The following is a 24,957-nucleotide window of genomic DNA, read 5'->3' as shown; positions in this document are numbered from 1 at the left end:
CTACATCCCCAGATACGCGCGACGCAACTCGTCGCTGGCCATCAATTCCGCACACGTGCCCGAGTAACGGACGAGCCCGTTCTCCAGCACATACCCGCGCTGCCCGGTTTCGAGCGACTGCACGACGTTCTGCTCGACCAGCAGGATCGCGAGCCCTTCGCCCTGCAAGCGCGCGATCAGCGCAAACATCTCTTCGACCATCAACGGCGACAGACCGAGCGACGGTTCGTCCAGAATCAGCAGGCGCGGCTCGGCCATCAGGCCGCGCCCGATCGCCAGCATCTGCTGCTCGCCGCCCGACATCGTGCCCGCCGGCTGATCGATGCGTTCGCCGAGACGCGGAAAGGTCTCCAGCATGCGCGCGAGGTTGCGGGCGCGATTCAGCTTGCCGCGTAAAAACGCGCCAAGCTCCAGGTTTTCGCGCACGCTCAGATTCGGGAAAATCCGCCGGCCTTCGGGCACCTGAATCAGGCCGGCTTTCACGACGGCGCGATAGTGCCGTCCCGTCAGCTCGTGCCCGTCGAAGCGCACGGCGCCTTGCCAGACGGCATTGATTCCGCACACCGTATTGTTCAGCGTCGTCTTGCCGACGCCATTGCTGCCGAGCAGCACGACGATCTCGCCTTCGCCGACACGAAGATCGATGCCGCGCAACACTTCGGTTCGGCCGTATCCAGTATGAAGCCCATCCACTTCGAGCAATGCGCTCATGAATGCCCTCCTTCGCGCGCCAGCCGTTCGGCTGTGCCGTGACCGAGATACGCCTCGATCACGGCGCTATCGGATGTCACCTCGCGCGGCGTGCCTCCAGCGATCAGGCGGCCTTGCGCGAGCACCCACACATGTTCGGCAAGGCTCATGACGGCGCGCATGACGTGTTCGATCATCAGCACCGTCACGCCGCTATCGACGAGACCGCGAATCACCGGAATCATTTCGTCGATTTCGCTTGGATTCAGGCCCGCGAGCACTTCGTCCAGCAACAGCAAACGCGGTTTGGTGGCGAGCGCACGCGCCAGTTCGAGGCGCTTGCGGCCACCGACGGTCAGGTCCGCCGCGGGCTGGTCGAGCCGGTCGTGCAGGTTCACGCGCGCGGCGACTTCCTCTGCCGCCGCCAGGGCCTCGCGCCGCCCAGGCAGATGCAGATGCGCGCCGACCGCGATATTCTCGCGGACCGTCTGCGCGCCGAACGGCTGCACGATCTGGAACGTGCGCGTCAAACCGAGCCGCGCGGACTCGTGCGGTGCCATGCCGGTAATGTCGCGGCCCAGGTACTGCACGCGGCCCGCGCCGGGTCGCAGAAAGCCCGACAGCAACGCGAACAGCGTGGTCTTGCCCGCGCCGTTCGGTCCGACGAGCGCCGTGAGCGTATTCGGCAGGACATCGAGGCTGACGTCCTGCACGGCCTTCAGACCGCCAAACGTGATCGACAGACCACGGGCTTGTAACAGCGCTTCAGACATGGGCTTCCTCCTTGCGCTTGCCGCTGCGCTTCGACGTCGCGGGCAGGCCGGTCATGCGCCGCACCGACGCGCCCGCGCCCGTGATTCCGCGCGGGAGGAACATCACGATCACGACCAGCACCACGCCATAGATCACCATGCTGATGCCGGGCAACTCGCCGAACAGGTTGCGGGTCAACTCGCCCAACACATAGAGCAGCGCCGCGCCGAGCACCGGTCCCCACAATGTGCCCACGCCGCCGACGATCACGCCGACCAGCGCTTCGATCGATCTCGCCGGGCCGAACGCGATATCGGCGTCGATATACTGGAACATCTGCACGTAGCACACGCCCGCTGCGCTCATGAATGCCGCGGACAGCGCAATGGCGCCCAGCTTCACGCGCACGGGATTGACCCCGATTGCCCGCGCGGCGCTCTCGTTGTCGCGCACCGCCTGCAGATAGGCGCCGAAGCGCGAATGCCGCAACCATGCGGTGACGGCCAGCGCCATCATGACGAATGCCAGCAGCAGGAACACATAGCCGCGCCGCGTGCCGAACTGCAGGTTCGCGGCGCTCGCATGCAGCGGCACCATCAGTCCGACGCCGCCGCCCGTGAACGGCACCGACACCGCGACAATGCGCGCGACCTCGGCGAAGGCCAGCGTCACGAGCGCGAAGTACGAACCCTTGAGGCCGCCGCGAAACGCGAGCGCGCCGACCACCAGCCCGGCGATCACGCCGAAGGCGATGGCGAGCGGCAACGCGAGCCACGGATTCCAGCCCCAACTCAATTGCGCGATCGCCTGCGTGTATGCGCCGACGCCGAAGAACAACGCATGTCCGAATGACAATTGACCGCCGTAGCCGCCGAGGATGTTCCATGATTGCGCCAGCAACACGGCGTACAGCGACATCATCAGGAAGGTGAGCCACACGCCCGACTGCAGCAAGCTCGCAAGCCCGGCCACCAGGACACCGAAAACAAGGATCGAACGAACGTCGCGCATCACTTAGGTCCTCACTCCGAACAGCCCTTGCGGACGCATCAGCAGCACGACAATGAAAATCGCGAAGATGCCCATCTGACCCAGCGAATCACCGAACCACAGGCCGCCAAGCGACTCGACCACGCCGATGAGCAGACCGCCGATCAATGCGCCCGCGAAGCTGCCCATCCCGCCCAGCACGACGATCGTGAACGCGACCAGCACGAAGCCGCCGCCGACCTGCGGATTGACGTAATAGCTTGGCAACAGAAAACAGGCCGCCGCGCCGACACATGCCATGCCGATACCGAACGACAGCGCATAAACCTTGTCGACGTCGATACCCATCAGCTTCGCACCATGCTTCTCGCGCGACACGGCGCGAATCGCGCGGCCCAGATCGGTCATGCGGATCACGAGAAAGAGCGCGGCCGCCACCACCAGCGCGCCGAAAAAACCGATGACCTTTGGCAACGCGATCATTGCGGGACCGATAGCGACCGTTGCGAGCGTATAGGACGTCTCGATGTTGCGCGTATCGGAGTGGAACCACACGAGCGCCAGATTCTCCAACACGATCGACAGACCGAGCGTGACCAGCAGAATGTTTTCGTCCTTGCCGTGACTCGCGCGATTGATCACGCAGCGCTGCAGTGCGTAGCCGAACGCGAACATGCCGAGTGTCACCACCGGCAGCGCCAGATACGGATCGATGCCGAGCCGTTCCTTCAGCAGATAGACCGCATACAGCGCGACCATCAACGCCGCGCCGTGCGCGAAGTTGATGATGTGCAGCACGCCGTAAATCAGTGTGAGACCGAGCGCGATGAGCGCATAGACCGCACCCGTTGTCAGTCCGTTAAGCAGTGCGGAGAAGAGAATCACCGGATCGAACATGCGCTGCCTCAGCTCTTGAGCGGAAACTGCGGCGCCACTTCGCGATAGGCCGGCGGCAGCACGACCTTGATATCGTTGCCGACTACCTGAGTGAGAAGCGGTTGCGCGCCGGTGTTCTGACCGTTGACGAAATGCGTCGGACCATACGGCATCATGTGATCCTTGAAAGCGCTCGAGGCAAGCGCCGCATTGACGGCGGCGCGGTCGGCGGATTTCGCGCGCTCCAGTGCGTCGGCGAGCAGCATCGTCGCGGTGTAGGTCATGAACACTTCATATGAGAAGTACGCGCCCTTCGCTTCGACCCGTTTGCGCAACGGCGCAACACGCGCATCCTTCGGATTGAACCAGTGATTGCAATCGATGATGCCGTCCGCGATATCCGGAAACTCCTTCAGAAACTTATAGCTCGATGCGGCCCCGCCCAACACCGAATAGATCGCTTTGGGGCGCACGTTCTGCTGTTTCATCGCGCGCAGCAACAGCGCGTATTCGTTGTAATAGTTGGCGGGAATCACGATGTCCGGATTGACCGCGCGCATGCGTAGCACGATGTTGTTGAAGTCGCGCGTCGGATTCGGATGCTTGATGACTTCCTTGATTTCGAAACCGTACTTGGGCAACTCGCTGCTGAGCAGCGCAGCCGTGCCGGCGCCGAACAGCGATTCTTCGTGCACGATCATCACCGTTCTGGCCGGTTTGCCCGCGTCGGTATTCAACGTATTGAGGTTGTCGACCGCGCGCTGGCTGCACATCCGATAGCCGGGGCCGAAGCGAAACGTATTCGTGAGTCCGCGCTCGACGATCTGATCGGCGACGCCGACATCGACCACATGCGGCAAGCCGTACTTCGCGGCCGTCTGGGTCGTGGTGAGACAGATCGCCGATGCATAGGCGCCGACGATCGCCGTCACGCCCGCCTCGTTCATTCTCTCGACCTCGGCGGCGCCCGCCTCGGGCCGCGATTGCGCGTCGCCCAGCACCGCCTCGATGAGCGCGCCGCCTTGCGACTTGATGCCGCCGGCGTTGTTGATGTCCTCGATGGCCAGCAAAGCGCCCAGCCGGCATTGCTGCCCCGAATAGGCCAACGCTCCGGTGACGGGATGCAGCACGCCGATCTTGATGCTCTTCGCGCTCGCGGCACGAGCGACCCAAGGTGCTGCAACCAGTGCCGCGGCGGCGGTGGACCGACGCAGGAAAGTGCGACGCGAACTCATGCGATCTCCGTAGGATTGCGTTAGTTGAAGGTAGCGGACAGTTCCTCGCTGACCCAGACCTTGGCGTCGATATCGCCAATCCGAGAGAGCTGCAACTGATACTGATAGCGATCGGGCCGGTACAGACCCTGGAGCAATTGCACCGGCCGTTCGTCGGTGTCGCGCACGAGACGCGTCACGGCGAGCAACGCCGAGCCGACCGCGACGTCGAGATGGCGCGCAACCACGGCGTCGGCGAGGCGCGCCGAAATGGTTTGCGTCGCGCCGCCGAGCTGCACGCCCGCTTCCTCCAGCAGCATCAGCAAGGGCTTGCGCTTGAGGTCGCGGCGGTTGATTTCGGCGACAGCTTTGGGCACGTGTGTCGTGATGAACGACACCGGTCCCGCCGACGTGCTGCGAACCCGGATACTCTTGTAGACGGCATCGCCGACAGACAGATGCAGCGCCTCCGCGATGGCGTCCGAAGCGAGCACTTCCGTGCTGTCTATCACTTCGACCGTGGTGCGCAACCCCATATTCACGATGTTCTCGAGCAGGCCGGTGAGGTGCGCTTTCTCGCGCGAAACCGGTGCGGCTTTCGCATTGCCCTGCTTTTTCCCCGTATCGATACGCTGCGGCCACGTCCCCACGCCCGGCCGGCGCGTGACCAGCCCGTCCGCCACCAGCATCTCCATTGCCTTGCGAATCGTAATGCGCGCGACCGCGAACTGTTCAGCGAGCAGATGTTCGCCGGGCACGCCTTCTTCGTCGAAGCGTCCTTCCTGGAGTTGCTCGCGCAACACCAAGTAGATCTGGTGATATTTCGGCAGGGGTAAGGTGGTTTCCATGAGGCTCACTCTAGAAGTGTCGTAATGTCGGGTCAATAGAACAAATTGGAAAATAAAGATTGTTCTACCTCGTAAACACCGACGGAAGCAACTGGCTTGCAGTAAGGAACGTGCAAGCTCGATGATCCGCTCCCTCCATCAGAGCGGACAGTTTGCTGGACGAGACTGGATGAACGATAGAACAAGTTGTGCGGTGGCTTGTTCCATGGGGAAAACACTCAACTGACGAACTTCGCAGAAGCTTCAACGCTTTACGCGCCAATAGGACATTTCCCGCGTCAAATGTTCCATTGACAAGACAAAATAGGCTGCTTAATTTTCGTCGCAACCGGAAATCGATCTGGACGCGAAGGCGCTATCGAAGGCCGGTGTAAAGAGAGCGAAGCGGATTCATGTCGCTATGCGCTCGATTTCGTTTCTTTAGGATGCCTGCTTTGTAGCATGCCTCGCGGCCGGCAAATCATGACCGTGAAATCCACCCCTGGTTTCGCACCGAGGGACTCGACGTCAACGATACAGTCTGGAAACAGGATGAAAAAGTCACTTTGCATTGCGGGAGTAATTGGTGCGCTTGGAACGCACGCGGCTATCGCACAGGCGCAGAGCAGCGTTACGCTTTACGGGATCGTCGACGAAGGGCTGACCTTCAATAACAACTCACACGGCGCGCGCCAGTACAGCATGGTGAGCGGCGAGATTCAGGCGAGCCGCTGGGGATTGCGCGGTAGCGAAGATCTGGGCGGCGGCATGAAAGCGGTTTTCCTGCTTGAAGGCGGCATGGATCTGAGCAGCGGCAAACTCGGCCAGGGCGGGCTTGAATTCGGCCGTCAGTTATACGTCGGACTGGCCACGCGTTATGGGACGGTGACGCTCGGGCGTCAATACGATTCCGTGGTGGACTACGTTGGCCTGTTCGAAGTGGGCGATCAATGGGGCGGCTTTTACACCGCGCACCCAGGCGACCTGGATAACATCAACAACTCGAACCGGGTCAACAACGCGATCAAATATACGAGCAACAACTACGGCGGCTTCACGTTCGGCGGCGTCTACAGTCCTGGCGGCGTAGCGGGTAATTTCAGTCAGAATCAGATCTGGTCGCTCGGCGGCTCTTATTACAACGGGCCGCTCGGGCTTGGCGTCGGTTATCTGAACATCCGCAATCCGAACACCTCGTTCTACGGCACCAGCGTGCTCGCGAACACGACCGGCTCGGCGCCGCTCGCGACGTTGAACAACATTGCATCGCCCGTGTTCTCCGGCTTTGCCGATGCGCGCACGCAGGAAGTCTATGCGGCGGGCGGTGCGTACACGTTTGGCGCGGCCACGTTCGGCGGCACCTATTCGAATACGCGTTTCGACAATCTCGATGGCGGCGGCTCGGGACCGAATCCATTCGGCAATCGCGGCACGGCGATCTTCAACAACGTCGAAGCGAACTTCAAATATCAGATCACGCCTGCATTCCTCGTGGGTGCCGCCTACGATTACACGAAGGGCAGCTCGGTAAACGGCCGGGATGGCGCGACCTATCATCAGGCCCAACTCGGCGCTGACTATTTCCTTTCGAGGCGCACGGATGTCTATTTCGTCGGAATCTACCAAAAGGCTTCCGGTACGGACTCGACGGGAAGTGCGGCGGTTGCAGCGATCAACGGCGTGACGCCATCGAGCGACAATCATCAGGTCGTGCTTCGTGTGGGCATGCGGCACAAGTTCTGACGGGCAGCCACCGCCCGCGACGACAGTCGGCGCACACGAGAACGTGGCCCGACTGATCTGCGTACCGCACACGAAGTGGTGCGGCATCCAGATCGTCGAGCGGTCCTCCCCAACTTTTGCACGCTCTCGTTTACGTCAGGCTGAACGCTGCGGAGGCATCGTGTAGAAGGCATGCATCGCATGCCAGATACGATGCCGATTGATGCCCAGCACCGCGATGTGAGCCACTCCCTTGATCTCGCAGAACTGCTTGTCCTTGTTCGGCAACTGCGAAAAGAATTCGAGCAGTTCCGCATCGGTCGCATTGCCGTCGTGCTCGGCTCTCGTCATGCAGACGGGACACTGCAGCCGTTTCGGATCGACCATCGGCATATGAATCGCCATATCGATGTAGGTGCCGTTCGGTGTCCGGTTGGTGAGCTTGAGTTCATAGTCGCCCAATGCCTTCGGTACTTTGGGATCGACCGTCGACGGGTCGTCGCGGGCGAAGATGGCATCGAAGCTCGCTTGCGAGGTTGGACGGGAATTGCTGGCCTCGAGTGCCGCGATGTTCGCGCGCCGCCTCATGATTTCCGGCGCGCCCTCGCCCGTATAGGTGATTGCATCCAGGACCATGCGCTCCACGCGGTCCGGCTCTTCCATCGCAAAGACGCCCAGCCGGAGGGCGCCGGACGACTGGCCATAGAACATGAATGTCTTTTGGCCAGTCACCTTTTCGATCACCGGCATCGCCGCTTTCAGGTCCTCGACACCGGAGCGGACATCGGAGTTCGAATCCGTCTGCGACGAGCGGCCGTAGTTTTCATGGTCCATGGTCCAGACGTCGAAGCCGTAGCGAGCAAACTCGTCCATGAACGAGTAGTTCTCCGTGCCCGGCACTTGCAGATCGAAGCCCCCGCGGCCCGAAAACGACGACCCGTGCACGAGGAATAACACAGGCTTCGGGCCGGAACTTGCGTTGCGGTCGTCCGCGAGTCGCTTGCGATACAGATACAGTTTCACCGCACCTTTCTGCGCCCAGTGATCTTCGGCAATGATCCGCGGCGCCACCGCGTTAGCAGAGAGCGGCACTGCCGTGGCCATCAATGTTAGCGCCGCGCCTTGCAGCAAACGGCGTCGCTGGACCCTCTGCTGCGTGTCTTTCGTGTTGCTCATTGTTTTTTCCCGATTATGAGAATTGAGACGTTACTAGTCCTTGTGCTCGTACCGTCGAGCCTGGGCAACACTCCCGTTTGTCTCGACTCCTTGGGCGTGTGCCGTGGTAAGGAATGAGTCAATTAGTAGGTGAGACGAGGTCGAATCCGTTCGCCTTCAAAGACGTTTGCACTGCCGGTCCGGTGAGATAGGAAAGCAGCTTTTGCGCTGCATCCGGATGCTCGCTCTTTGTACCTATGCCCGCTGCGTAGGTCGTCACGAGTTGCAAATCTTCCGGGATCGGCCCGACGAGGGTGACTCCATGCACGGGCTTGATTTCGCTGGTCTGGCCCAATCCGAGGGACACCTCGCCTCGTGCCATCGCTTCCATCGCGGTTTGCCCTTCCGGATAATATTTGACCTTGGGAGCCACTGTGCCGCCAATCCCGAGGCGGTCAATCAACCGGGCCAGATAGATGCCCGAGGTAGCGCCGGTGGCGGGGTCGGCCATGCCGATCGAAGGGGCATCGAGCAAGGCCCTCGTGAACGCCGGGTCGTCGTTGATCGCGGGCAACGCGGCACCGGCTTTGACCGCGACTCCGAGCCGCACGCGCGCGACATCGACCTGCGAACCCTTCCTGACAAGATCTTGCTCGGTCAGTTTGGCGAGAGGCTCGGGTGGGACGATGACGAGGTCGAACGCCTGCCCCGATATTGCCCGGTCACGCACCTGTCCCGCGGTGCCGTAGATGAGGCGCACGCGATCGCCTGTTGCAGCCAGATAGTTTTCGGGCAGGTTCTCCAGTGCGCCTTTCATCGCAGCCGCGGAGAAAATCACCAGATCCGCCGCGTGAGCGGACTGCATCGTGACCAACACAATCGCAAGCAGAAGTCCTGCTTTCGTCTTCATAAGAAAGTGCTCCGGTGAGCATCGCTGAGTACGGCATTGTCAGGTTGTCGAACGGCATACGCTCGAACGCACACAGTGTATCGGGATAACTAATTTTATGCGGCGAGTCGCCCCGGCATCGGAGAGCCCGATTCTGCTGTGCGTCCGTGTGGCAACGACACTCATGACAATGACCGCCACAATCGCGGCGGCCATGCGCCTTTGACGCACACCCTGCGATGCCCCACGGGTGTCGCTGCCGAGGCTTGCGCGCCGCCACGCTACGACGTCAGAACCTGTGGCGCATCCCGACCCGGGCGACGAGCTGATGGTTGTTCGACGAATCGCCGAGGGAGCCGATGTCCGCCACCGCCGCCGTGCCCGTCGAACTCGTGCCGCTTGCCGTCTGGAACGTGCCTTCCATGTAGACGTCCGTGCGCTTAGACAGCAGGTAGTCCAGCAACAGCGAGAACTGATTGTACTTCTGGTCGCCAATGTCTCCGCGCACTGCATTGCCCTTCGTGTAGTTGTACTCACCCGCCAGAAGCAGCGCCGGCGTGAACCGATAGGACGCGTTCAATTCGAAGTCGTTGAAGGTCGCCGTCGCGCCGCCGAACGCACCGATATTCTGGTATTTCGTGTTCGAATACACCGCGCCGATCAGCGCCGGTCCGATTTGATAGCTGCCGGCCGCGGCGATGATCTGCAACGAATTCGCGGGTCTCGCCCCGAGATAGCCGGAATTCAACGAGTTGAAAGTCGTCGCGTTCACGTTGCCGTTCAAAATGGCGCCCGCTGCGGACGGGTTCTTGAAGTACTCGTACGCCACGCCTAAGCCCATGCCTCCGTGGTTATAGTTCGCACCCAATGTATAGCCGCTCGACTGCGATATTTCACCGGCGATGCCGCCCAACGAGACCGTGCCGCCGAACTGCAAGCCGCGGAAGTTCGGGCTCGCGTATTTGATCGTGTTGTTCGCGCGGGAGGAGTGATTGACGTTGTCGATGTCGCCCGGATGTTCGGTGCTCGACCCGCCATACGAGAGCGCGAAGCCATAGCTGCCGATGTAATCGTTGACGCTGTCGTACTGCCGGCCCAACGTGACCGTGCCGTAGCTCGCGCTGGAAATGCCCACAAACGCCTGGCGGCCGAAAGCCGTGTTGCCCTGGCCAAACGCGCCGTTGCTGACGTTGATACCGGATTCCAGCGTGAAGATCGCCTTCAGCCCGCCGCCCAGATCCTCGGAACCTTTCAAACCCCACCGGCTGCCTTGCAGACCCGAGTTGGAATCTAACTGAAACTGACGGCCGCCGACATTCTTTCCGTTGACTACGTTCTTGGCGTTGGTGTTGATCATCAAGCCTTCATCAAGAAGCCCGTACAGCGTGACACTGCTCTGCGCGTTCGCGTGCGTCGCACAAACAGCCAGTATCGGCAATGCTAGTAGTGATTTTTTCACTATCACCTCCATTCTCTTTGGTATGTGGTTGTCAATTTATTTACTGCATATGCACTACTAATTAATATGTTGAATTACATATAGTTCTTTTCTGAATTTTTCCTCGGTATCGACTGCCGCTTGAATCAATCTCAGTCGAAGCGGCACGCCATGGTGAGCGGCACGTCGTTACCGGGTGCCTGGAACGCTCATGCGCAGCAAACTAAACATTGAATCCGCTAGATGCGCGCAGCGTCCGGGTCTTGCTGCCGGTGAGGAACTGGACGAAGGCGCGTGCCAATTCCGGGTTCGCGGCCTTGCTGCTGACGGCTGCCGAATAGACCGTCGACAGTTCGAATTCCTTGGGCAACAGCCCGACCAGCGAAACGCCCTGGGTATACATGATCTCGGTCACCTGCGTACAGCCGATCAGTCCTGGTTCGCCGCTTTGCGCAAGGTTCGCCATGGCCACCGCGCCGCTCGGAAAAGACCGGAAGAACGGCTCGACATTCTCGTAAATACCCATCTTCCGCAACACAGTAACGAAATGAATGCCGGCGGTGGCACGTAGCGGGTCGGGAAAGTAGACCCCTTTCGAGCATTTCAAACTGGCGCTCAATTGCTCACCGTCGGCGATGGCCGGAAGCGGTTCGCCGGTGCGCACTGCAATGCCGGTTTCGACTCGTCCTAACTCGGCGCGCGAAGCGGATTCCACGCGTCCCGTCTGGTCCAGGTCCGCGATCATTTTCCCGGTCAGGATGATGACGTCGCAAGGCTCGTCGGCGTCCAGTTTTTCCCGGATCGCGTGGACCGCGCCGAAGGTGCCGTTGAGACTGGCACCCGTGCTCGAGCGGAATTCTTCCGCCAGGGCCTGGACAATACCTTTGGCCGCGCCGGCGCTCAAAATTTTCAATTCCATGGTGATAGTGACTCCCGTCTGATTGGATTACTGGTCGAATGCCGCGATGATTCGCTCGGCGCTCAAAGGCAGGCTGGTTACTCTTACGCCAAGGGCATCGCGTACCGCATTACCGATGGCCGCCGCGGTCGGACCCAACGATGCCTCGCCCGCCCCACAAGCAGGTGCGTTCGACGGCACGATATCGACCTCGACAGCGGGCACTTCCGTGAACCGCAAGATCGGATAGGTTTCCCAACTATCGCTGGTGACGCGTTGCCGGTCGAATCGCACTTCTTCTTTCAAGGTCCAGCTCACAGCCTGTAGTGCACCGCCCTCGATCTGGTTGGCGACGCCGTCGGGGTTGATGACGGTGCCCACGTCCACGGCGATGTTCAGTCTGGTGACCACGATCTGCGCGCCTGCCTCGATGCGTGCCACCACCGCGCAGTACGCACCGGAATTTTTGTACCGTGCCACGGCAATGCCATAGCCGATGCCTTCCTGCTTATCCCGTTCGTGCCAGCCGGCTCGCAGCGCCGCGCGCTGCAGCACGGCCCGGGCGCGGGGGTCGGACAAATGCCGCAGGCGCCATTCGAGCGGTTCGCTGGCGGTGGCTTCGGCCAGGTCGTCGACAAACGACTCAAGCGCGAACACGTTGGCAAATGCCCCTAACGAACGCAACGACGAGGTTCGCAGCGGCATGCTCAGCACCCGGTGATTCACGATGTTCCACGCGGGAAAGTCGTAGAGCTGCACCGCATTACGCTCGGCACCCCCACCCGCGTGCAGCGGGGGATTGACTGCCGCGGGCGCTTCGAACGGCGTCTCGAGATGCCAGGCGCCCAGCAGCGCGGGGGTGTTGCCGCGACCCGGCCGCGTGCCATGGCCGTTGCTCCAGACGCTATGACGCCAACCGACCACGCGGTCGCTCGCATCGAGATCAGCTTCGAGTTCGATCACCATGGCCGGGCCGTACGGCGCCCATGCCAGCTCGTCGGCCCTGCTCCACTGGACTCGGACAGGCTGGCCGCGTGCGGCGCGCGCCAGCCACGCGGCATCGTATGCGACGTCGTCGGCCGCGTTGTGCCCATAACAGCCGGCGCCTTCCGCGTGCTGCACCACCACGGCCGATACCGCCATGCCGAAGCTCAACGCCAGGTCGGCGCGCAGATTGAAGATGCCCTGACTATGACTCCACACTTCCAGGCGTTCGCCGTCGAATCGAGCCAATGCGCACGAGGGGCCGATCGAAGCATGCGCCAGGAACGGCTTTTCGCAGCTCATCTTCAAAGTGCGTGCCACATCGGCGGCGGCACTTTGGCGGTCGGCCACTACAGTGGTTTCCACTGGTTGCTGCTTCAACCAGGCGCTCAGCTTCTGTTGTTCCGGAAGGGGCTCGCTACGCTGCCAGCGGGCGTGCCGGCGCAGCTTGTCAATGGCTTCGACAGCGGCGCGCTGCGATGTGGCCAGCACGCCCACCAGCGAGCCGTCGCGTATCACTTGCACCACGCCGGACACCGCGCGTGCTGCGCCATCGTCGAGCGAGAGCAGGGTCGTCGCGCGCGAGCCCGGACGCAGCATGCGTCCATGCAGCATGCCCAGCAGTTCGATATCCTGGATGAAGCGCGGAACCGCCAGGAATTTATCCGCGAGATCGTCGCGCGGCACCGTCGCGCCCACGATGGTATAGGCGGCGGCCGCTTTCACGGCAATCGTGCAATCGATATCAACGTCGAATTGAACCTCGCCGGCGATGGCCCAATAACTCGCGAGACCGCCGTGAGGCGCCTTGATTTCACCGCGCTTCACCGCTAATTGATGCACCAGGTCCGTCGACACTTGCAGCACGCGCGCAGCACGTTCGAGCAGCACGGCGCGCGCGTGCGCGCAGGCGTGTCGCAACGCGGTGCCGGAGTGTTGTATCGAAAGACTCCCGGAGGTGACAGCCTCGTCAGGGCTCGCCGCTGTGTTGGCCGGGCGCATGCGAATCTGGTCGATGCCGACGTCCAGTTCTTCGGCAACGATCTGCGCGAGCGCCGTGACGATACCCTGGCCGATCTCGACCTTGCCTGATAGCACTTCGACGTATCCTTCACTGGAGAATCGCAGCCACGCGCCAAGGCAAGGATTGGCGCGCAGACTCTGCGGCCGCTCGCTGACCGGTACGCCTGTCGCTTCGGTGGACACGACGGTGAGAGGGTTCACGATGACGACGCGGCACGCAGCACTGCGCGCACGATGCGATTGTGGCTGCCGCACCGGCACAGATTGCGGTCAAGTGCCTCTCGAATCTGGGCATCGGTCGGGTGCGGACAGCGTTCGAGCAGGGCCGCCGCTGCGATCAGCATGCCCGAGCTGCAGTAGCCGCATTGCCCGGCTTGCTCGGCGATGAACGCCCGCTGCAAGCGATGCGGTGCCGCCCGGCTGCCCAAACCTTCGACCGTGGTCACCTGCTTGCCCGCCAGCGCCCACAGCGGCGTGTCGCATGACGCCACAGCAAAACCGTCGACTAGGACAAGACACGCGCCACACTGGTTTTCCCCGCAGCCGAAACGCGTGCCTTTGAGCTTCAGCTCATCGCGAAGCACATCGAGCAGGCGTGTGTCGCCGTCCAGCTCGAACCCGTGCCCGGTCCCATTGACCGTAATCGGAATGCGCGTAGTCGTGGCCATGTTCACTGGTCGACCTTCGCACCCGAAACCTTGACTACCTGCGCCCATTTTTTTATGTCGTCATTCATGAACTGCGTGAACTGGGCCGGATTCATCGACATCGTGTCGGCGCCCTGTTTCTGCCACGACGCCTTGATCTGCGGAGTGGCGACGATCCGGGTCAGCGTGGCGTTGAGCTTGTCGACCACTGCGGGCGGCGTGCCTTTGGGCGCCATCAGGCCGAGCCAGATCACGGCGTTGTACTTCGGCACCCCGGATTGATCGACGGTTGGCAGATTGGGCAGCAGGTCCGAACGCACCGTGCCGGTGGTGGCCAGCGCCTTGGCCTTGCCGCTGCTGATAAAGCCCGCCATGGTGGTGGTGGCATCGAACATCATGTCGACCTGGCCGCCGATTACGTCGGTACGCGCATTCGAGCTGCCCTTATAGGGCACATGCAGGATCGAGACGCCGGCCATTTGTTTGAACAGCTCGCCGGCCATGTGATAAGGCGTGCCGTAACCAGACGAGGCATATGACAGTTTGCCTGGTTCGCTCCTCGCCAGCTTGATCAGGTCGGCGACGTTATTGACCCCCAACCCCGGCCGTGTCACCAGCACCAGGTCGGAAGAATTGATCGGCGCCACCGGCACGAAATCGCTCATCAGCTTGAACGGCTTCCTCGTGTAGAGCGTTTCGTTGACGGTGTGCGTGTTGGAGATCAACAGCAGCGTATAACCATCGGGCTTGGACTGCGCCACATACTCGGTGCCGATGATGGCTCCCGCGCCGGGCCGGTCGTCGACGATGAACGACTGCTTCAATTGAGCGCTGAGTTGTTGCGCGACGATGCGTGCGTATACGTCGGCGGAACCGCCCGCCGCGAATGGCACGATGATGGTGACCGGCCGGCTCGGATAGTCGTCGGCGGCAAAGCTCGCGATCGATGTCGACGCCAGTACGCCAAGCGTCAGGGCATGGCCCATACGCCGGCGAAAGGAGCGAGTGCTCCAACGATTGTTCATTACGTGCCTCCTGGTATTTATAGTCCGCATCCGCACTGCATGCCGCAGTACAGGGGCGCTCGCCCCACGTGGTCCACGCGAGCGCCTTGGTCATTGAAAAAGATGCCGGGTGCTATTTATCCAATGGTATTGACGAGGGAGCCGAGGTGATCGATCTCGAGCTTCATGACATCGCCCTTCTTGAGGAACCTGGGGGGCTTGAACCCGATGCCGACGCCGGCGGGGGTGCCGGTGGCGATGACGTCGCCGGGCAGCAAAGTCATGCCGGCCGAAAGGGTTTCGATGATAGTTGGGATATCGAAGATGAGGTCTTTGGTGTTGGCGTTCTGGCGCAGTTCGTCGTTGATCCAGCAACGCACGTTCAGGTTGGCGCTATCGATACCGTGGGCGGAAACCAGGTACGGGCCCATCGGACAGAACGTGTCCAATGACTTGCCGATGAACCACTGACGATGCTTTTGCTGGAGGTCGCGCGCTGTGAAGTCGTTGACGATGGTGTAGCCCCACACGTGCTGAAGGGCATCGGCCTTGGAAATGCCTCTGCCGGGCTTGCCGATGACGACGGCGAGTTCGACCTCGTAGTCGAGTTGGGACGTGAGGTGCTCGAAGGCTTTGACGGTGGCGCGATGCGCGACCACGGTAGAAGCGGGCTTGGTGAACACGACGGGCGCGGGCGGACCGAGCTCGCCTTGCTGGGCGGATGTGTCAAACCCGGATTGGCTGAACTCCCTTGCATGTTCGTGATAGTTCTTGCCGACGCAGAAGATGTTACGGCGCACCTCGAGCGGGGCGAGCAGTTCGTGGGTACCGACGGCTTGCCAGCGATCAGTGCGTTGCACGGCGGCGGCGAACTGCTGGTCCGGCAGCGGAACCTGGGCAATGAGATCGATCATGTCGCCGTCAAAGCCGGGCAGAAGGTGACGAACCTCGACGAAGCGTTGCAGGTCGTCGGCGATGACGACCGGGGCGGGACGCCGGTCGATAACCAGGGAAGCAAAGCGCATCAAATCTCCTATTGGTTACATTTGGTTTTAATATATCCCAAAAGAAACCACGTTACAAGCGCTACCGGCCTCGTTTAGCTGACTCACTCTGCATTTTTAGGGAAAAAAACGGCATAAATCAATAATTCTATGAACCAATTGCAACCAATATATCGAGCCTCACACCAGATTGCTGTCGGTGACGGTGGCTGGTTTCGTCGCGTGCAATGAGCGGCGTTGGGCCGCGCGTTTTTTCATGCCGCGCACCCAAAAATACAGTTGCACCAGTATGAGCAGAGCACTGCACGCGATAAAAAAAGCGCTGATCGGGCGGTCGATGAAGACAGCCAAGTCTCCGCGCGACAACAGCATCGCGCGCCGGAAATACTCTTCGACCATAGGTCCGAGCACATAACCGAGCAGGATCGGCGCGACCTGAAAATCAAGCGCGGCGAAGATGGCGCCGACTACTCCGAACACCAGTACTTCGCCAACCTCGAACAGACTGTTGTTGGTGCTGTACACGCCCACCGCAATGAAAAACAGTGCCGACGGATACAGATAGCGATAAGGCACCCGCAGCAGCTTCACCCAGACGCCGATCAGCGGTACGTTCAGAATCACCAGCAGGACATTGCCGATCCAGAAGCTGGCGATGAGCCCCCAGAACAGGTCGGCGTGCTCGGTGATCAGTTGCGGACCTGGCTGGATACCCTGGATCAACAGCGCGCCGAGGATCAGCGCCATCACGGCGTCGCCCGGAATGCCCAGACTCATGGTTGGAATGAAGTCCACCTGGGTCTTGGAATGCGATGCGGCCTCCGGCGCAGCGACGCCCTCGAGAGCGCCGCGGCCGAACCGTTCAGGTGACCTGGAGAGCTTTTTCTCGGCCGCGTAAGCGAGGAACGTGGTGATGGTAGGGCCGGTGCCCGGCATCGCGCCGAACAACGTACCGATGAACGTGCCGCGCACCATCGGCAAGAACGCTTGCCTGAGTTCGGCCATGCTGGGTCGCATGTCGCGCAAACGTACCTTCGTGCCGCTACCCACCGACTCCATGCGATTGACGTTGCGCAAGAATTCCGCCACCCCGAACAGGCCGAGCGCCAGCGCCACCAGCTCGACCTTGTCGGAAAGCTGTGGCAGACCGAAGGTCAGGCGCATCACGCCGCTGTTCACGTCGGTACCGGCAATGCCGATCAACAGTCCCACCGCCGTCATCGCCACTCCCTTGAGCGCCGAGCCCCGGGACATGGTGCCGCCGGCCAGCAAGCCCAGCAGCATGATCGAAAACAGTTCGGCCGGCCCGAACTTGAAAGCCACGCTGACCAGTAGCGGCGAGGCGAAAACCATCACAACGATGCCGAACGACGCCGCCAAAAACGAAGCCAGCATGGCGATGCCCAGTGCCGTGCCGCCTTTGTTCTGTCTGGTCATGGGATAACCGTCCAGGCAGGTCACGGCGTGCGGCGGATGACATGGCAGATTGAGCAGGATTGCACCGATCGCGCCGCCGTATTGAGAACCGTAGAAGATGCCCGCCAGCATCAGGATTGCGGGGATCGGATGCATCGTATAGGTCAGCGGCAGCAACATGGAAATGGCCGACAACGCGCCCATGCCCGGCAGCACACCGATCAGGTTGCCGATCAACACGCCGACGAACGACCACATCAGATTGTGGGGCTGAAGCGCCACGCCGAAACCCTGCATCAAGTCCAACAGAGATTGCCCCATCATGATTCAACCCCAGGACAGCAATGGAAACTGCAGTTTCAAAGCCCACCAGAACACGACGGTGCAGATCGCACACATCGCGGCGGCGAGAATTAGCGCGCTCACCCAGGTGTTGTCCCGGTCGCCGAGTGCCGAGATGAACACGATCGCGAAGGTGGCGGGTAACAGGCCGCCGTATCGGCCCAGCACGACGAAGGCGGCGATGCCCATCACGATGCAGCACCAGGCGCGCCATTCGGGCCGAAGCGCTGGTTGCGCAGTGGCATGGGGGTCCGGGGCTTTGGCAGAAAATGCGATCGCGAGGCCGCACAAGACGAGAACGGTCCCCACTGCTACAGGGAAGAATCCCGAGCCCATGTGACTCAGGCTGCCCACGTTATAGCCAAGTCCGGCATAGATCGAGCCGAGACCGAGAACGAGCATCAGGGCGCCCGCATAGAGATCTTTGTTATAGCGATGCAGAAAGCCGAATGCATGCGCCGTCTTGGTACTCACGTGACTTGTCTCCTGTAATTTGCCCTCGCGCCGGTTCTTGCCGAAGTGTGGGTACTGATAAAACGCTGTCTTTTTCGGCGTAGCGATTCACCCTCATTTTTTTAGGGTTGCCGCGAGGTGGTTTGTCCGCTTGCCCATGTAACGGGTTAAAGCGAGGGTATTGACGGGGGACTCAGGCATCCGGTGTCGGGCATGACATCGGATACATCGAGGGATGACGGGACCTGAGGTGAGGCAGCAGGCGGCGAAACTCGACGACGCTGGGGGCGGCGACAAAAACAAAGACGTGACGGTGGTCGATGAGCAGGGAAGCAACGCGCACGAGATTTCCTATTGGTTCAATTTGGTTTACAATCAACCCAAGTGGAGCCATGCTAGCAATCGATTGTTTTCTCGTCAATCCAGGCAATGCCCATGACCTGCTGCCATGATCACACTGGCGCTGTTTGCTGACACGTCTCCGTCTATCTGGGTTGCATTCCATTGGGAACGGCGCTGCTGAGGCGGAGAACACCGGACTACGTGACGGCGCGCGCGAGTGAAACCAATTTGTACCAACCTCGCGGCCATTGCCTTATGATTCGTGGAACCCGTCACAGCTTTTTTACCCAATGCCCGACCATCCCGTTTCAGACCCGGTTTACACACTCAAGGAAGCCCTGCTGTCCAACCTCCGCGATGGCCGTTGGCATCCGGGCGAACGCTTGCCCACCGAGCGGCAGATGAGCGAGACCTACGCGGTCGGCCGCTCGACGGTGCGACGCGCACTGGCGCAGATGAAAGAAATGGGCCTCATCACCCAGACCGTGGGCAGCGGCACTTACGTGGCCCAGGATGTTGAGCAAAAAATACCCAAGGCAGCGGAACCCCAAGCTGTAGTGAGTCCCGCCGAGCTGATGGACGCGCGGCTGATTTTCGAGCCGGGCCTGATCGACCTGGTGGTGCGCAATGGCACGCCGGCCGATTTTGCAGCGATGGAAGCATGTTGCGTAAGCGCGGAGCAGTCGAAGACGCTCGAGGAATTTGAACGTTGGGACGCCGAGTTTCATCACAAGATCGCGGAAGCCGCACACAACAATTTCATGGTCAGCGTGTTCAATCTGATTCTCAAAGTCCGCGAACATGGCGAATGGGGCTTGTTGAAAAAGCGCAGCCTTACGCCTGAGCGACGACTCGCTTATCAGCGCGAGCACCGGCAATTGCTGGCAGCGCTCAAAGAACGCGATGCGGCTAGTGCACGCGATTTCATGGTCACGCACCTGGTGAACGTGCGGCGCAATCTTTTCGACTTTTGACACGTGCTGAACAGCCTCGATCCGGCGAGCTTCTAGCCACCGGCGAGCTCAAGTTCCGCGCGACTTTAAAAGGAAGTGAGAGCATGGATATCGAAAGTTTCAAGGCTGACTTGACCAATACCGGCTACCAGGAAGTGCTGGAAAAAACCTACGCACCGAACCAGTTCATTGAAACGCACAAGCATCCGTTCAGGGCGCGCGCGGTGATCACCGCCGGAGAAATGACCATTTCGTGGGGTGGCACGGTTTCGCGCGAATACCGCGTCGGCGATATCTTCGAAATCGAAGCCGGCGATGAGCATTCGGAGCAATACGGTCCCACCGGCGCAACCTACCTGGTGGGCCGCAAGTTCCCCGCCTGATTTCGGAACCGGATTGCCCGTGGTCAAAGCAATGGCTGAGATGCGGTGGTCACCCGACGCTGTTGAGAAAGGGCAACGCGCATTTCTTCGCGCTGCAGAAGCTGGCTGACGCTGAATCAACACGTCGGCACATCGATCCCGGCCTAGGGCGATGTGCCGACGTTCCAGCGCGTGTCCAAGCTGAACAGACGTTGCGTCCGTTAGAAGCGCGTACGCAAGCCTACCGTCGCCGCCACCTGATTGCCTGTTGACGCCTGCGCGAGGCCATTGATAAACGCACCCTCGAACGCAGAGCCAGCAGCACCGTATGCGTGTTGGTAGACACCCTCGACATAAACGTCAGTGCGTTTGCTGAACGAGTAGTCTGCCATCAGCGTGACTTGATGCCACTTCGGGTCCGCCGAACCGGTGGTTCCGGCAAAGGCGCCTTGAGTAAACGTGTAGGCACCTGCGAACGAAATCGAAGGTGTCAGCGTATAGTGCACGTTGGCTTCGTAGTTGTCGAAATGCAGCGTGTCGAACGACTGCCCGATCACGGAGTTCGCACCCGGCTGAGTATTGTCGAGCAGGGTATGTGTCCACAGTAAGCCGATAGTCGCCGGACCGATCGTGTAGTTGCCGCCAACCCCCATCACTCGCTGGCGCGCGGCGGGGAAATTGACGAAGTCGTTGTTCGACACTGCCCCGGTACCCGAAAGCGAACCGTTATTCAGCTGAAGGTAAGCCGCCGCAAGATTAATCGGGCCATTGTTGTACGTCACACCGAAGCTATAGGCGCGATTGTCCGAAAAGCCGCCGGCCGCATTACTGAAGCCGTACAGCGCCTCTGCCTGCAGCCCCCGATACGTCGGGCTCGCATACTTGACCGAGTTGTTAATGTAGAACGAGTCGTCTACGTTGTCGTTGTCGAACGGATGTGCGGCCAGGTTGTTTCCGTCGCCGTTGTTCGCCAATGCGATGGGGCCCAGATCATCGACTACGGAATCGTACTGCCGGCCGAATGTCAGCGTTCCATATTGGTCGCTTTGCAGACCGACGAAAGCCTGACGGCCGAACATCGTACCCGAGTACGTGGTCTTGCCGTTTTGTATATTAAAGCCGTTCTCGAGACGGAAGATCGCGTGCAGACCGCCACCGAGATCTTCACTTCCCCGCAGACCCCATACTTCGTTCGACAGCATGCTGCTTTGTTCCTGCCAAGCGCTGCCGCCACCCTGGTTATTCGTATAGACGATACCCGTGTCGATCAATCCATAAAGGGTGACGCTGCTTTGCGCATGAGCCGCCGCCGCAAAGACGGACAATGCTGCTGCGCCGATAATCTTCTTCTTCACTTGTCTTACACTCCAGGCAATGCCCAAGAAGGAATCATGATGTGTGCATGATCCCGGCTCAATAAAAAAACGGATAACGCGCCGTTCACGCAACAGGGGTTTAACGAAAGCCCCCGGCACCATTAGGTAGGCTGTCCGGTGAATGTGATCCACTTTCCAACCGCGCACCCGCAGCTTGACGATTCTATGGGGATTGCCATTGCGATTCACCGAAAGAGTTCGCTCCTTCTTGCAAAGATTCTATAAACGAGGATCGAATGGAATCGATACACGAGTCGCTCGGCCGCTCAATCTCGTGTGTCAGCGACGATCGCGTGTTGCAACATGCGTACGATCGTCGACTAGTGCGGCTGCGCGTGATTCGACTCCATCCTTATCGATCAGGCCATACGTTAACGGCGTCCCCCGCCACCTCCGTGAAAACCGCCGCCTCCATGGAAGTCGCCCCCTCCATGAAAGCCACCGTGAAAGCCGCCGTGGAAGCCACCGTGGAAGCCGCCATGCGGTCCGAAGTGGCCATGATGGAAGTGATGAAAACGATTAATGAAGAGGAACGACGCGCCGAAGCCGAACGCCACCGGCGGCCCATAAAACCACGGATCGTAATAGGGATAGTATGCATACAGGGGCGGCGGATAAACGTCGCCCATCTCAGCGTCCGTGCCCTGCTGCTGGATCTGCCAGGTGCCGTCGGGCTGCTTGCATGCAAGGCCTGATATGTTCTGCGTGGCGCCATCGATATCCGCTGTGCCGTTGACCATGCGGCACGTGGGCGACACGGACGATGTAGTCGTCGTCTCGTCCAGCGGAGCAGCCGGGGCAAGTTGCGACGCCACCGGCGTCGTACACGCGACACAGCTGCAAAGCACCATTCCGACTCCAATGAATTTGCGCATAAATCCGTCCTGCTCGACGGTCCGGCGCCACGACGCGGACCGCCGCGTCGACACCGTGAAGACCCCATCGGTTCGCCTCGCAGAGCGCATTGCCGGAGCATGTGGATTCGCATGTGAAGATGTACACGACGATGCGGACCTGCTGCATGTAGAACGCGTCGCCGGCTGACGCTATTCCGCTTGCTGGCCCCAGTTGCGGCATGGGTGTGTTACGTCGTGTTTCCTGCCGGATCATGCAACATCGACTCCCGTGCCGCTGCGCGAGCCTGACGCGTCAGCCGTCACGACGGAAAGACCGTCAGACAGCGTATTCATGGTGACGCGTACTGTCTGCAAAAACTCGACGGCTAGCCGGCATCAGGCACTGATCCGTTCGCGACATCGGCAAAAAAGGTGACGCTGCTAGAACGACGTCCCGATCTGGAACTGGAACTTCTGGTATTGATCGCCGGTGTGTTTGACGACTGGGAAGCCGAGGCTGAGCTTCAGCGGTCCGATCGGCGAGATCCATGCAAGGCCAACGCCGTAGCCGTAGCGCAAGCCGTTGGCGCCGATGCTGTTGCCTTCGGAACCCCATACGTTGCCGCCGTCAAGGAACGTGAACACGCGCAGCGTCCGGTCGTATCCAGTGCCCGGCAACGGGAACGTCACTTCGACGTTGCCGACGATCATCTTCGAACCGCCGATAGGGTCGCCCGTCGTCGCGTCGCGCGGACCCAATGAACTCGTTTCATAACCCCGCACCGAACCGATACCGCCCGCGTAATAGTTCTTGAAGATCGGATACGGGTTGCCGATGCCATTGCCGTAGCCACCCTGGAAGTTCAGTCCGAGGACAAAGCCGCGTGAGAACGAGTAGTAGTACTGCGCCTGCACGTCCGTCTTGTAGTACTGCGTGCCGCCGATCGGTGTGCCGTACTCGGCATTCGCCTGCGCGTAATAGCCGCGGCTCGGCACGAGCGCGCTGTCACGGGCGTCTCGCGACCAGCCGATCGTGACGGGCACGTTGTTCGACACACGGCCGAAGTCTTTCACGTAGTCGATATAGCTCTGCGGCGTGGTGGAGTCGACGTCGAGCCGGTTTTGTTCGACACCCAAACCGAAATACACCATGTCGGCTTCCGAGAATGGAACACCGAACTTCAGATCGGCACCTAGCGTGATAATCCGAAAACTCGAATCGGTCGTGCTCGAGAATGTGAGCGGCTCGCTGGTGCGGTAATAGACGTCAGTGATGCGCTTGATGCCGTCGACCGTGAAGTACGGGTCAACCTGGCTGACGGTCAGCGTACGGAACGTCGACGACGTGTTGACGTTGAGCGCAAGGCTCGTCCCTGAGCCGAACACGTTGTCCTGCGAAACACCCGCTGAAATGATCGGCCCTTCGCCCGAGCCATAACCCAGGCCCAACGTGATCGCGCCGGTCGGCTTCTCGGTCACCTTGACGTCCACGTCGACCTGGTCCGGCGTTCCCTCCACCGGCACCGTGGTTACGTCGACATCCGTGAAGTAGCCGAGACGGTTGATCCGGTCTTTCGACAAGGCGAGACGGTTCGAATCGAACCACGAGCTTTCGAGCTGCCGCATTTCGCGGCGCACTACTTCGTCACGGGTACGCGTGTTGCCGACCACGTTGATGCGACGCACGTACACACGGCGGCTCGGGTCTACTTGCAGCGTCAGGTCGACCGTATGGTGTTCCTGATCGATCTGCGGCTGCGCGTTGACGCTGGCGAATGCATAACCGTATTCGCCGAGCTTGTTGACGACCGCCTTGGTGGCGGCTTGCAGCTTTTCAGCCGAGAAGCGCTCGCCCGGTTTGATCTTGACAAGCTTGCTCAGTTCCGCCTCGCGGTCGAGCAGATTTCCCGCAAGCTTGATGCTTTTGATCGTGTACGGTTCGCCTTCGTGCAGCGTGACCGTCAGATACATGTTCTTTTTATCGGGCGTGAGCGACACCTGGGTCGACTCAATGTTGAACTCCAGATAGCCGCGATTCAGGTAATACGAGCGGACGTTTTCGAGGTCGCCGGTGAGCTTGTCTTTCGAGTACAGATCGTTCTTCGTATACCACGAGAACCAGTTCGGCGTGGACAGCTGCATTTCGTCGTGCAGCGTGCTTTCGCTGAACACCTTGTTGCCAATGAAGTTGATCTCGCGGATCTTCGCGCTCGGACCTTCTACAACCGAGAACAATAATCCCACACGGTTGCGGTCGATCGGCGTGACCGTCGTCGTGACTTCAGCCGCGTAATAGCCACGGGTCAGGTACTGGCGCTTCAGTTCCTGTTCGGATTTGTCGACGAGTGCCTTGTCGTAATAGCTACCCAATGACAGCCCGACGGAATTCAGCGCCTTGATCAGATTGTCCTTATCGAACTCGTGAATACCCGCAAAATCGATCGTGCCGATCGCGGGGCGCTCGACCAACTGCACGATCACGGCATCACCTTCGGTGGTGATCCTCACGTCGTTGAAGAAGCCCGTCGCGTACAGCGCGCGGATTGCTTCCGAAGCCTTGTCGTCGCTAAAGGTGTCGCCTTGCTCGATGGGCAGATACGAGAATACAGTACCGGGTTCGATGCGTTGCAGTCCTTCGAGCCGGATATCGCGAACCACAAACGAGTCTGCTGCGTTCGCGGATATGGCCGTCACACCCAGGCCAACGAGGGCCAATACCTTGGTACAGCGGGACAATAGAATCTTTGCATTCATACAGGACAC

Annotated in this window: 22 protein-coding genes; 3 read left to right on the top strand and 19 right to left on the bottom strand. The window is 60.4% G+C overall.

Features of this window, described 5'->3' with window-relative positions; genetic code table 11:
* Genes P0D96_RS03580 through P0D96_RS03555 form a run of 6 tightly spaced genes read right to left on the bottom strand, consistent with a single transcriptional unit; the run spans nucleotide 1 to nucleotide 5,371 of the window.
* Nucleotides 1–711, bottom strand: a complete 711-nt coding sequence (locus P0D96_RS03580) for an ABC transporter ATP-binding protein (protein WP_408311753.1) — start codon at nucleotides 709–711, stop codon at nucleotides 1–3.
* Entirely contained in the window at nucleotides 708–1,463 is a 756-nt protein-coding gene (locus tag P0D96_RS03575; RefSeq protein ID WP_408175322.1) for an ABC transporter ATP-binding protein, read from the bottom strand. Before P0D96_RS03575 ends, P0D96_RS03580 begins: the two co-directional genes overlap by 4 nt.
* Entirely contained in the window at nucleotides 1,456–2,454 is a 999-nt protein-coding gene (locus P0D96_RS03570) for a branched-chain amino acid ABC transporter permease (protein ID WP_408290373.1), read from the bottom strand. Before P0D96_RS03570 ends, P0D96_RS03575 begins: the two co-directional genes overlap by 8 nt.
* A 3-nt stretch (nucleotides 2,455–2,457) precedes the next feature.
* Nucleotides 2,458–3,330, bottom strand: coding sequence for a branched-chain amino acid ABC transporter permease (locus tag P0D96_RS03565; protein WP_408290371.1), 873 nt, complete (start codon nucleotides 3,328–3,330; stop codon nucleotides 2,458–2,460).
* A gap of 8 nt (nucleotides 3,331–3,338) precedes the next feature.
* Nucleotides 3,339–4,544 carry an ABC transporter substrate-binding protein gene (locus tag P0D96_RS03560; RefSeq protein WP_408311750.1) on the bottom strand — a complete coding sequence of 402 codons (1,206 nt, stop codon included), beginning with the start codon at nucleotides 4,542–4,544 and terminating at the stop codon, nucleotides 3,339–3,341.
* A 20-nt stretch (nucleotides 4,545–4,564) separates the two neighbouring features.
* Nucleotides 4,565–5,371 carry a GntR family transcriptional regulator gene (locus P0D96_RS03555; RefSeq protein ID WP_132378392.1) on the bottom strand — a complete coding sequence of 269 codons (807 nt, stop codon included), beginning with the start codon at nucleotides 5,369–5,371 and terminating at the stop codon, nucleotides 4,565–4,567.
* A gap of 531 nt (nucleotides 5,372–5,902) precedes the next feature.
* Here P0D96_RS03555 and P0D96_RS03550 point away from each other — a divergent pair.
* Nucleotides 5,903–7,093 carry a porin gene (locus P0D96_RS03550; RefSeq protein WP_132378394.1) on the top strand — a complete coding sequence of 397 codons (1,191 nt, stop codon included), beginning with the start codon at nucleotides 5,903–5,905 and terminating at the stop codon, nucleotides 7,091–7,093.
* A gap of 135 nt (nucleotides 7,094–7,228) precedes the next feature.
* Here the strand turns inward: P0D96_RS03550 and P0D96_RS03545 are convergent, their stop codons facing one another.
* The 10 genes from P0D96_RS03545 to P0D96_RS03500 form a co-directional block, all read right to left on the bottom strand.
* Complete coding sequence (locus P0D96_RS03545; protein WP_408311747.1) at nucleotides 7,229–8,248, bottom strand: alpha/beta hydrolase; 1,020 nt, start codon at nucleotides 8,246–8,248, stop codon at nucleotides 7,229–7,231.
* 118 nt (nucleotides 8,249–8,366) lie between these two features.
* Nucleotides 8,367–9,137: a molybdate ABC transporter substrate-binding protein gene (locus P0D96_RS03540; protein WP_408311744.1), complete on the bottom strand. Its 771-nt coding sequence runs from the start codon at nucleotides 9,135–9,137 to the stop codon at nucleotides 8,367–8,369.
* Between the two features lie 268 nt (nucleotides 9,138–9,405).
* Nucleotides 9,406–10,575, bottom strand: a complete 1,170-nt coding sequence (locus P0D96_RS03535; protein ID WP_408290363.1) for a porin — start codon at nucleotides 10,573–10,575, stop codon at nucleotides 9,406–9,408.
* A 202-nt stretch (nucleotides 10,576–10,777) separates the two neighbouring features.
* The gene (locus P0D96_RS03530) at nucleotides 10,778–11,473 is read right to left on the bottom strand and encodes a molybdate ABC transporter substrate-binding protein (protein WP_408175332.1); all 696 of its coding nucleotides are present in this window, start codon (nucleotides 11,471–11,473) and stop codon (nucleotides 10,778–10,780) included.
* Between the two features lie 27 nt (nucleotides 11,474–11,500).
* Nucleotides 11,501–13,660, bottom strand: a complete 2,160-nt coding sequence (locus tag P0D96_RS03525; protein ID WP_408311742.1) for a xanthine dehydrogenase family protein molybdopterin-binding subunit — start codon at nucleotides 13,658–13,660, stop codon at nucleotides 11,501–11,503.
* Entirely contained in the window at nucleotides 13,657–14,127 is a 471-nt protein-coding gene (locus tag P0D96_RS03520) for a (2Fe-2S)-binding protein (protein WP_132378404.1), read from the bottom strand. The genes P0D96_RS03525 and P0D96_RS03520 overlap by 4 nt, the downstream gene beginning before the upstream one ends.
* A gap of 2 nt (nucleotides 14,128–14,129) precedes the next feature.
* Nucleotides 14,130–15,131, bottom strand: coding sequence for a tripartite tricarboxylate transporter substrate binding protein (locus P0D96_RS03515; protein WP_408175336.1), 1,002 nt, complete (start codon nucleotides 15,129–15,131; stop codon nucleotides 14,130–14,132).
* A gap of 116 nt (nucleotides 15,132–15,247) precedes the next feature.
* On the bottom strand, nucleotides 15,248–16,135 hold the full coding sequence (locus P0D96_RS03510; protein WP_408311739.1) for a fumarylacetoacetate hydrolase family protein: 888 nt from the start codon (nucleotides 16,133–16,135) through the stop codon (nucleotides 15,248–15,250).
* Between the two features lie 159 nt (nucleotides 16,136–16,294).
* Nucleotides 16,295–17,854: a tripartite tricarboxylate transporter permease gene (locus P0D96_RS03505; protein WP_408311736.1), complete on the bottom strand. Its 1,560-nt coding sequence runs from the start codon at nucleotides 17,852–17,854 to the stop codon at nucleotides 16,295–16,297.
* Nucleotides 17,855–17,857: 3 nt separating this feature from the next.
* On the bottom strand, nucleotides 17,858–18,274 hold the full coding sequence (locus P0D96_RS03500; RefSeq protein WP_408175384.1) for a tripartite tricarboxylate transporter TctB family protein: 417 nt from the start codon (nucleotides 18,272–18,274) through the stop codon (nucleotides 17,858–17,860).
* Between the two features lie 683 nt (nucleotides 18,275–18,957).
* Here P0D96_RS03500 and P0D96_RS03495 point away from each other — a divergent pair.
* Nucleotides 18,958–19,641 (top strand): FadR/GntR family transcriptional regulator, encoded by a 684-nt coding sequence (locus P0D96_RS03495; protein ID WP_132379434.1) that lies wholly within the window; start codon nucleotides 18,958–18,960, stop codon nucleotides 19,639–19,641.
* 83 nt (nucleotides 19,642–19,724) lie between these two features.
* A complete protein-coding gene (locus P0D96_RS03490; protein ID WP_408175340.1) occupies nucleotides 19,725–20,003 on the top strand; it encodes a cupin domain-containing protein in 279 nt (92 codons plus the stop codon).
* Between the two features lie 200 nt (nucleotides 20,004–20,203).
* Here P0D96_RS03490 and P0D96_RS03485 read toward each other — a convergent pair whose 3' ends face one another.
* From P0D96_RS03485 to bamA, 3 genes are all read right to left on the bottom strand, one after another.
* Nucleotides 20,204–21,337, bottom strand: a complete 1,134-nt coding sequence (locus tag P0D96_RS03485; RefSeq protein ID WP_408175385.1) for a porin — start codon at nucleotides 21,335–21,337, stop codon at nucleotides 20,204–20,206.
* Between the two features lie 392 nt (nucleotides 21,338–21,729).
* Complete coding sequence (locus P0D96_RS03480) at nucleotides 21,730–22,233, bottom strand: hypothetical protein (RefSeq protein ID WP_408290354.1); 504 nt, start codon at nucleotides 22,231–22,233, stop codon at nucleotides 21,730–21,732.
* Between the two features lie 402 nt (nucleotides 22,234–22,635).
* Nucleotides 22,636–24,948: an outer membrane protein assembly factor BamA gene (gene bamA / locus P0D96_RS03475; protein ID WP_408311732.1), complete on the bottom strand. Its 2,313-nt coding sequence runs from the start codon at nucleotides 24,946–24,948 to the stop codon at nucleotides 22,636–22,638.
* Between the last annotated feature and the right edge of the window lie 9 nt (nucleotides 24,949–24,957).

The sequence above is a fragment of the Paraburkholderia sp. RL17-347-BIC-D genome (assembly GCF_046027915.1).
Taxonomy (GTDB): Bacteria; Pseudomonadota; Gammaproteobacteria; order Burkholderiales; family Burkholderiaceae; genus Paraburkholderia.
Note: the sequence above shows the minus strand (reverse complement) of the source record. Positions and strands in the feature narration are given on the sequence as shown.

Coding starts and splice junctions, on each gene's coding strand:
- P0D96_RS03580 (WP_408311753.1), bottom strand. CDS start 711: ATGAGCGCATTGCTCGAAGTGGATGGGCTTCATACTGGATACGGCCGA.
- P0D96_RS03575 (WP_408175322.1), bottom strand. CDS start 1,463: ATGTCTGAAGCGCTGTTACAAGCCCGTGGTCTGTCGATCACGTTTGGC.
- P0D96_RS03570 (WP_408290373.1), bottom strand. CDS start 2,454: ATGCGCGACGTTCGTTCGATCCTTGTTTTCGGTGTCCTGGTGGCCGGG.
- P0D96_RS03565 (WP_408290371.1), bottom strand. CDS start 3,330: ATGTTCGATCCGGTGATTCTCTTCTCCGCACTGCTTAACGGACTGACA.
- P0D96_RS03560 (WP_408311750.1), bottom strand. CDS start 4,544: ATGAGTTCGCGTCGCACTTTCCTGCGTCGGTCCACCGCCGCCGCGGCA.
- P0D96_RS03555 (WP_132378392.1), bottom strand. CDS start 5,371: ATGGAAACCACCTTACCCCTGCCGAAATATCACCAGATCTACTTGGTG.
- P0D96_RS03550 (WP_132378394.1), top strand. CDS start 5,903: ATGAAAAAGTCACTTTGCATTGCGGGAGTAATTGGTGCGCTTGGAACG.
- P0D96_RS03545 (WP_408311747.1), bottom strand. CDS start 8,248: ATGAGCAACACGAAAGACACGCAGCAGAGGGTCCAGCGACGCCGTTTG.
- P0D96_RS03540 (WP_408311744.1), bottom strand. CDS start 9,137: ATGAAGACGAAAGCAGGACTTCTGCTTGCGATTGTGTTGGTCACGATG.
- P0D96_RS03530 (WP_408175332.1), bottom strand. CDS start 11,473: ATGGAATTGAAAATTTTGAGCGCCGGCGCGGCCAAAGGTATTGTCCAG.
- P0D96_RS03520 (WP_132378404.1), bottom strand. CDS start 14,127: ATGGCCACGACTACGCGCATTCCGATTACGGTCAATGGGACCGGGCAC.
- P0D96_RS03515 (WP_408175336.1), bottom strand. CDS start 15,131: ATGAACAATCGTTGGAGCACTCGCTCCTTTCGCCGGCGTATGGGCCAT.
- P0D96_RS03510 (WP_408311739.1), bottom strand. CDS start 16,135: ATGCGCTTTGCTTCCCTGGTTATCGACCGGCGTCCCGCCCCGGTCGTC.
- P0D96_RS03505 (WP_408311736.1), bottom strand. CDS start 17,854: ATGATGGGGCAATCTCTGTTGGACTTGATGCAGGGTTTCGGCGTGGCG.
- P0D96_RS03500 (WP_408175384.1), bottom strand. CDS start 18,274: ATGCTCGTTCTCGGTCTCGGCTCGATCTATGCCGGACTTGGCTATAAC.
- P0D96_RS03495 (WP_132379434.1), top strand. CDS start 18,958: ATGCCCGACCATCCCGTTTCAGACCCGGTTTACACACTCAAGGAAGCC.
- P0D96_RS03490 (WP_408175340.1), top strand. CDS start 19,725: ATGGATATCGAAAGTTTCAAGGCTGACTTGACCAATACCGGCTACCAG.
- P0D96_RS03480 (WP_408290354.1), bottom strand. CDS start 22,233: ATGCGCAAATTCATTGGAGTCGGAATGGTGCTTTGCAGCTGTGTCGCG.
- bamA (WP_408311732.1), bottom strand. CDS start 24,948: ATGAATGCAAAGATTCTATTGTCCCGCTGTACCAAGGTATTGGCCCTC.